Source organism: Herbaspirillum sp. NPDC101397 (assembly GCF_044767325.1).
GTDB lineage: Bacteria > Pseudomonadota > Gammaproteobacteria > Burkholderiales > Burkholderiaceae_D > Herbaspirillum.
Window position 1 is genome coordinate 258,296 of record NZ_JBIWNS010000008.1, and the last position, 7,073, is coordinate 265,368.

General features: G+C 58.8%; 6 protein-coding genes. All 6 read left to right on the top strand.

Going from position 1 to position 7,073, the window contains the following annotated elements; all coding sequences use genetic code 11:
• The first annotated feature begins 35 nt into the window (after window positions 1-35).
• The 6 genes from ACIROW_RS20395 to ACIROW_RS20420 all read left to right on the top strand — a co-directional run bounded on the left by ACIROW_RS20395 (window position 36) and on the right by ACIROW_RS20420 (window position 6,601).
• Complete coding sequence (locus ACIROW_RS20395; RefSeq protein ID WP_402278324.1) at window positions 36-842, top strand: transporter substrate-binding domain-containing protein; 807 nt, start codon at window positions 36-38, stop codon at window positions 840-842.
• A gap of 121 nt (window positions 843-963) precedes the next feature.
• The gene (locus ACIROW_RS20400) at window positions 964-2,499 is read left to right on the top strand and encodes a UxaA family hydrolase (protein ID WP_402278326.1); all 1,536 of its coding nucleotides are present in this window, start codon (window positions 964-966) and stop codon (window positions 2,497-2,499) included.
• 177 nt (window positions 2,500-2,676) lie between these two features.
• On the top strand, window positions 2,677-3,849 hold the full coding sequence (locus ACIROW_RS20405) for a fumarylacetoacetate hydrolase family protein (protein ID WP_402278328.1): 1,173 nt from the start codon (window positions 2,677-2,679) through the stop codon (window positions 3,847-3,849).
• A gap of 10 nt (window positions 3,850-3,859) precedes the next feature.
• Entirely contained in the window at window positions 3,860-4,624 is a 765-nt protein-coding gene (locus ACIROW_RS20410; protein WP_016832898.1) for an SDR family oxidoreductase, read from the top strand.
• Between the two features lie 227 nt (window positions 4,625-4,851).
• Complete coding sequence (locus ACIROW_RS20415) at window positions 4,852-5,745, top strand: SMP-30/gluconolactonase/LRE family protein (protein WP_402278330.1); 894 nt, start codon at window positions 4,852-4,854, stop codon at window positions 5,743-5,745.
• A gap of 307 nt (window positions 5,746-6,052) precedes the next feature.
• Window positions 6,053-6,601, top strand: a complete 549-nt coding sequence (locus tag ACIROW_RS20420) for an acyloxyacyl hydrolase (protein WP_402278332.1) — start codon at window positions 6,053-6,055, stop codon at window positions 6,599-6,601.
• Window positions 6,602-7,073: the final 472 nt, after the last annotated feature.

A 7,073-nucleotide genomic window follows, 5' to 3' on the forward strand; every position in this document is an offset into this window, starting at 1 on the left:
ACTTTGCAGTCAAAATCGATACCTCAGGAGACAACATGAAAACTTTATCCAGCTTCACAAAAAAAGCCGCAGCCGTCATGCTCGGCCTGGCCTGCTTCGCCCAGGTTGTCCACGCCGACACGCTGGCCGACATCAAGGCGCGCAAGAAAGTGCTGATCGCCGTCGACCTCGGTGCGCCGCCGTTCGGCATGACCAATGCCAAGCTGGAACCACAAGGTTCGGACGTGGAAACAGCACGCGCGCTGGCCAAGGATCTGGGTGTGGAACTGGAAATCGTGCAAGTCACCGGTCCGAATCGCGTGCCTTTCCTGATGACCGGCAAGGCCGACATGGTCATCGCCACTTTCAGCATCACCCCTGAGCGCGCCAAGGTCATCACCTTCACGCATCCGTACGGCGCCTCGCAATTCGTCGTCGCCGCACCGAAAGGCACCGCCATCAAGAGCCTGGCCGACCTGAACGGCAAGCGTATCGCCGTCGTGCGCGGCAACATGCAGGATTCCCTGCTGACACCGCTGGCGCCAAAGGGCGCCACCATCGTGCGCTTTGACGATGATGCGACCGTGACCGCCGCCGTTGTATCGGGCCAGGTTGACGGTCTGTGCACACCGAATGCACTGGCTGCAGCGATCGCTCGCCAGAATCCATCCAAGGGCCTGGAAACCAAGTTCGCGATCAAGGACATCCCTTACGCCATCGGCATCCGCCAAAACGAACCTGAACTGCAAAAATGGCTGAACGCCTGGGTCGACACCAACACCAAGAACGGTCGCCTCGGTCAGATCTATCAGCAATGGGTCGGCACACCGATGCCTGACCTGGCGCAGTTTGCAGCGAAGTAAGCACGCATCACGTGAGCAGCAACATGCATACTGCGGCCGGCGTCACGCAGCAACGTACGCCGGCCAGCCTGCAGGACATTCTCTACGCTGCTGATATTTGCCGATTTTTACCGAGATCATCATGAAACCTATTTCTCCCGTCATCCGATTGAATCCTGTCGATGATGTTGTCATTGCGCGCCGCCAGCTGATCACCGGCACCATTCTCGAAGAAGAGAACGGCCTGCGGGTCGCGGCGCTGATCCCTGCCGGGCACAAGATGGCGACACGCGCCATCGCCGTCGGCCAGCCGATCAAACGCTATGGACAAATCATCGGCACCGCCAGCCAAGCCATCGAGCCAGGTCAGCACGTGCACACGCACAATCTGGCCATGGCGGAGTTTTCGCGCGAGCACTCCTTCGGCGCCGATTTCAAGCCTGTCGATTATGTCGATACGCCGGCGACCTTCATGGGCATCAAGCGAGCCGACGGCCGCGTCGCCACGCGCAATTACATCGGCGTGCTGACCTCGGTGAACTGCTCGGCGACTGCCGCGCGCGCAATTGCGGATTACTTCCGCCGCGACATTCATCCGGAAGCGCTGGCTGATTTCCCCAACGTCGACGGCATCGTCGCATTGACCCACGGTCTCGGCTGCGCGGTCGATTCGGAAGGCGAGCCGCTGGCAATGCTGCGTCGCACGCTGGCCGGTTACGCCAAGCATCCGAATTTTGCAGCTGTCCTGATCGTCGGCCTCGGTTGTGAAACCAATCAGATCTCGGGCCTGCTGGAAGCGCACAACCTGAAAGAAAACGAATACTTCCATACCTTCACGATCCAGAGCACCGGCGGCACCGCCAAGACGGTCGCACTCGGCATCGAGAAGATCAAGAAGATGCTGCCCAAGGCCAATGACATCAAGCGCGAACCGGTTCCGGCCAGCCACCTGACGCTGGGCTTGCAATGCGGCGGTTCGGATGGTTATTCGGGCATTACCGCCAATCCGGCGCTGGGCGCAGCTGTCGACTTGCTGGTCAGGCACGGCGGCACGGCGATCCTGTCGGAGACGCCGGAAATCTACGGTGCGGAACACTTGCTGACGCGTCGCGCAGTGTCGTCGGAAGTCGGCGAAAAGCTGCTGGCGCGCATCGCGTGGTGGGAAGAATACTGCGCCAAGAACGGCGCCGAAATGAACAACAATCCATCGGCGGGCAACAAGGCCGGCGGCCTGACCACCATCCTGGAAAAATCCCTGGGCGCCGTCGCCAAGGGCGGCACCTCCAACCTGATGGACGTCTACAAGTATGCAGAGACGGTGACGGCCAAGGGTTTTGTCTTCATGGACACGCCCGGCTACGATCCTATCTCTGCAACCGGGCAAGTCGCCGGCGGCGCCAACATGATCTGCTTCACCACCGGCCGCGGTTCGGCCTATGGCTGCGCACCATCGCCCTCGCTGAAACTGGCGACCAACACGGCGCTGTGGCAACGTCAGGAAGAAGACATGGACATCAACTGCGGCGAGATCGCCGACGGTCTGGCCACGCCGCAGGAAATCGGCGCCAAATTCTTCCAGATGATCCTCGACACCGCTTCGGGTAAAAAAACCAAGAGCGAATTACATGGCTACGGCCAGGATGAATTCGTGCCTTGGCATATCGGCGTTTATACCTGATCGCCTGATCGTTTCTTCTCCTTGCTGTCGCCGGCGTTTTTTTGCCGGCGGCAGTTTTTACATTGAGGAGCTGCGACATGCTTCAAGCAATCTCGACCATGCGTCTTGATGCATCTCTCATCTCTCAGCATCTCGTTCGCATTTCAGCATCGTCCCTGACATTCAATTGGAGCACGCATGACACACGCATTCTCGACGCAGGCGCATCTGCCTGAAGATCACCAGCAAGCGACGCTGGTCGGCCGCATCTGGCAACCGGGCGTCGGCCCGGTGCTGGTCAAGGTGCAGGCCGACGGCGTGTACGACCTGACCGCCGTCGCAGCAACCTCGAGCCAACTGCTCGAGCTCGACAATCCCGCCGCGGCAGTAGCTCAAGCCACGGCACCGCGCCTGGCGTCGCTGGAAGATCTGCTGGCCAACGCCGATGTTGCCACGCGCGATACGTCGCGCCCATGGCTGCTGGCGCCGATCGACCTGCAGGCGGTCAAGGCCAGCGGTGTGACTTTCGTCGCCAGCATGCTCGAGCGCGTGATCGAAGAACAGGCGCGCGGCGACGCCGGCAGGGCGGAATCGGTGCGCAAGGCGATCACCGCCGTGATCGGCGACAACCTATCGAGTGTGGTGCCGGGTTCCGACGGCGCCGCCAAACTCAAGGAAGTGCTGCTGGAGCAAGGCGTCTGGTCGCAGTACCTGGAAGTCGGCATCGGTCCCGACGCCGAGATCTTCACCAAGGCGCAGCCACTGTCTTCAGTCGGCCTGGGCGACGAAGTCGGCATCCATCCTAAATCGGTCTGGAACAATCCCGAACCGGAAATCGTGCTGGTGGTGAACAGCCGCGGCGCGACGCTAGGTGCGACACTCGGCAACGACGTCAACCTGCGCGACTTCGAAGGCCGCTCCGCCCTGCTGCTGGGCAAAGCCAAGGACAACAACGCTTCGTGTGCCGTCGGGCCTTTCATTCGTCTGTTCGATGCAAACTTTTCAATTGACGACGTGCGCCGTGCCGAACTTACAATGCGGGTAGACGGTACGGAAGGCTTTACGCTCAAGGGCAGCAGTTCGATGTCGATGATCAGCCGCGATCCGCTGAATCTGGTGGAACACGCCATCGGCCCGAACCACCAGTATCCGGACGGCCTGGTGCTGTTCCTCGGCACCATGTTCGCGCCGACGCAGGACCGCTTCGGTCCGGGACAGGGTTTCACCCACCAGGTCGCCGACGTGGTCACGATCGCGACGCCGAAGCTGGGCGCGCTGGTGAACAAGGTCAACTTTACCGACAAGGTCGCACCGTGGACATTTGGTCTGACGGCGCTGCTCAAGAATCTCGCACAACGAAAACTCATTTAAAGGAAATACCATGTCGCAATCCTCTGGACGCCTGGCCGGCAAAACCGTGTTGATCACCGCCGCCGCGCAAGGCATCGGCCGCGCTTCGGTCGAACTGTTTGCACGTGAAGGCGCGCGCGTCATCGCGACCGACATCAGCAAGCAGCATCTGGATGAACTGGCGGGCATCGCCAATGTGGAAACGCATCTGCTGGACGTGACCGACGACGCCGCGATCAAGGCGCTGGTGGCCAAGGTCGGCGCGGTCGACGTGCTGTTCAACTGCGCAGGCTACGTTGCCGCCGGCAACATCCTGGATTGCGACGACAAGGCCTGGGATTTCTCTTTCAACCTGAACGCCAAGGCGATGTTCCATACCATCCGTGCGGTGTTGCCGGGCATGCTGGCAAAAAAATCGGGCTCGATCGTCAACATCGCGTCTGCAGCATCGAGCGTCAAGGGCGTGGCGAATCGCTTCGCCTACGGTGCCAGCAAGGCGGCCGTGGTCGGCCTGACCAAATCGGTTGCCGCCGATTTCGTGGCGCAAGGCGTGCGTTGCAATGCCATCTGCCCGGGCACCATTGAATCGCCGTCGCTGAATCAGCGCATCACCACGCAAGCCAAGGAAACCGGCAAGAGCGAAGCGGAAGTGCGCCAGGCGTTCGTCGGACGTCAACCGATGGGCCGCATCGGCAAGGCCGAAGAAGTCGCGGCGCTGGCGCTGTATCTGGCCTCGGAAGAATCGGCATTCACTACCGGCGCGATCCATATGATCGACGGCGGCTGGTCGAACTGATCGATGTAAAAATTGGCGCGGCGATGTAGTTTGCTACATCACCGCGCTGATGCTCTCGCAGCCCCTGCCGATCCTCGATCGCAGGGGCTGCGGTGTTTTTGGCGGCAGGTATGCGCTTTTCGATGTGTCATTTTTTATTTTCGTTTTCGATATCTGCGGCGTTATTCACCGTGCTGGAATGGGCATAATGCAGTTCTCGTTTATCTGAAACTGCGAATTCAATTCTTATGTCCTCACATCCAATCCAGATCGCTTTCGAGCAGCCCATGCAACTTGGCGAATGCCCCTTATGGCACGCTGGAGAAGGTGCGCTGTACTGGATCGACATTCCCGGCCGGGCGGTGCATCGTCTGCATGAGAGCAGCAAGGCGCATCGCAGCTGGCCGATGCCGGGAGAACCCGGATGCATCGCTATCCATTCAAACGGCGGCTTGCTGGTGGCGTTGCGTGATGGCCTGTTCCACCTCGATACCAAGAGCGGCGACCTGGTGCGATTGCTCGAAGCGCCTTACGACGTCAGCAAGCTGCGTTTCAACGATGGCCGCTGCGATGCGATGGGACGCTTCTGGGCCGGAACGATCTATGAGCCGCGCGATCAGGAGCTCGGCAGCTTGTTTTGCTTCGATCACGGCAAACTGCGTGATGCGGCGCATTCGGTGACCACCTCCAACGGCGTGGCGTTCAGCACCGACAAGCGCACGATGTTCCATTCGAACACGCCTGCCCATCGTATCGACGCCTATGATTTCGATCTCGCCAGCGGTACGACCAGCAACAAGCGGCTGTTCAAGCAATTCGATGCGGACAAGACAGCGCCGGACTACGGCGGCCGTCCTGATGGCGCCGCAGTCGACAGCGAGAACGCCTATTGGTGCGCCATGTTTGAAGGTGGACGCGTACTGCGGCTTTCTGCGTCCGGCGACATTTTGCAGGAGATCAGCGTGCCAGCCCGTTGCCCGACGATGATCGCCTTTGGCGGCGAGGATTTGCGCACGCTTTACATCACAACCGGCAGGAATGGACGCAGCGAAGCCGAGCTGGCGCAGTACCCGCATTCCGGCTGCGTGTTGTCGGTGCGGGTGGATGTCGCCGGCTTGCCAGAGTTTGCGTATCAGAGATGAGTTGTGTCTGGCGTCGTGCATCCTGAATTTGCTCTCGCGTAGCGATTTTCTTTTCACCGTTTGACTCCCGCCGATGCCGTCACGGCTCAATTGCATTATCTTTTTGCCAATGAAATGACGGCGTTCCGAGCTCGCTCGAGCAAAGCTGTTCAATTTCAGCGACAATCACGGTCACGCTTGTTCCAAGACTTGCTTTCTTTTCTAGTTGTTATGAGAAAATAGCTTCAAGTGTTTGCGGTTGCTATTCACTCTCAGCACAACCAATTCCATTTCGATATTCAACAATATTTACTCTAGCGAAAACTCCATGTCGATGAAAAAATTTGCCCTCAAAGTCACTGTCGCAGCCGTCGCCCTGATTGGCCTGCAAACTTCCAGCTACGCCGTTGATTCCGTCTCCGTGGAAGCCGGCGCCGGCTCCAAGGTTCAGATGCTGCGCCTGGGCGCACAATGGGATTGGAAGAACACAGCCTGGTGGCAATCGAATGGCACCCACATCGGCGGCTACTGGGATCTGACGGTCGCTGAATGGCACCAGAAGCGTTACAACAATACCGACTCCAGCAAGAACTTCACCGACATCGGTTTCACACCGGTGTTCCGTTTCCAACGCGATGACAAGAAGGGTTTCTACGGCGAAGCCGGTATCGGCGTTCACCTGTTCTCCTCGCTGTACAACAACGACACCAAGAAGCTGTCGACTGCATTCCAGTTCGGCGATCACCTCGGCACTGGTTATGTGTTTGCGAACGGTCTGGATGTCGGCCTGAAGCTGCAACACTTTTCGAACGGCGGCATCAAGCAGCCGAACGGCGGTGTGAACTTTGCGGTTCTCAAAGCTGCTTACCGCTTCTGATTGTTTGTACGGCTGTCGATGCTGACAGCCCGAATAAAAGGACCGGCCGATGGCCGGTTTTTTTACGCCCGTAGTATTGGTGTCATCGGTTGTTTGGGAAGACTTGATGTGGAGATTAGGCTTGACGCACGAAGGTGTGGGTCAGATCACGGAATGTCTGAGGGAGCTGCCGATAATTGCCTCGTTTGTTGCCGGGAGATGCTGATGTTGCTGATTCGAATCTTGACTGCGAGAGGCGGATTTTCCTGTTCGATCGCGGAAGTTAGGAGTTACTGAGGTCGCGCGAGGCTATTGGCACTCGCGAATTGCGCCTGAAACCGGAAGAGTATGGGCGATTGGCGCTTTTGCGAATGAATTGGGGTGAGTTTGCCGGCCTGGGCATGAGCAAGCCGTGGCTGAAGTTGATCCGCTATTGGTGTTCAGTAGCGCAATGGAGGTAAAAGCGGTGAGACAGGGGACGTAAAAGAAGAGA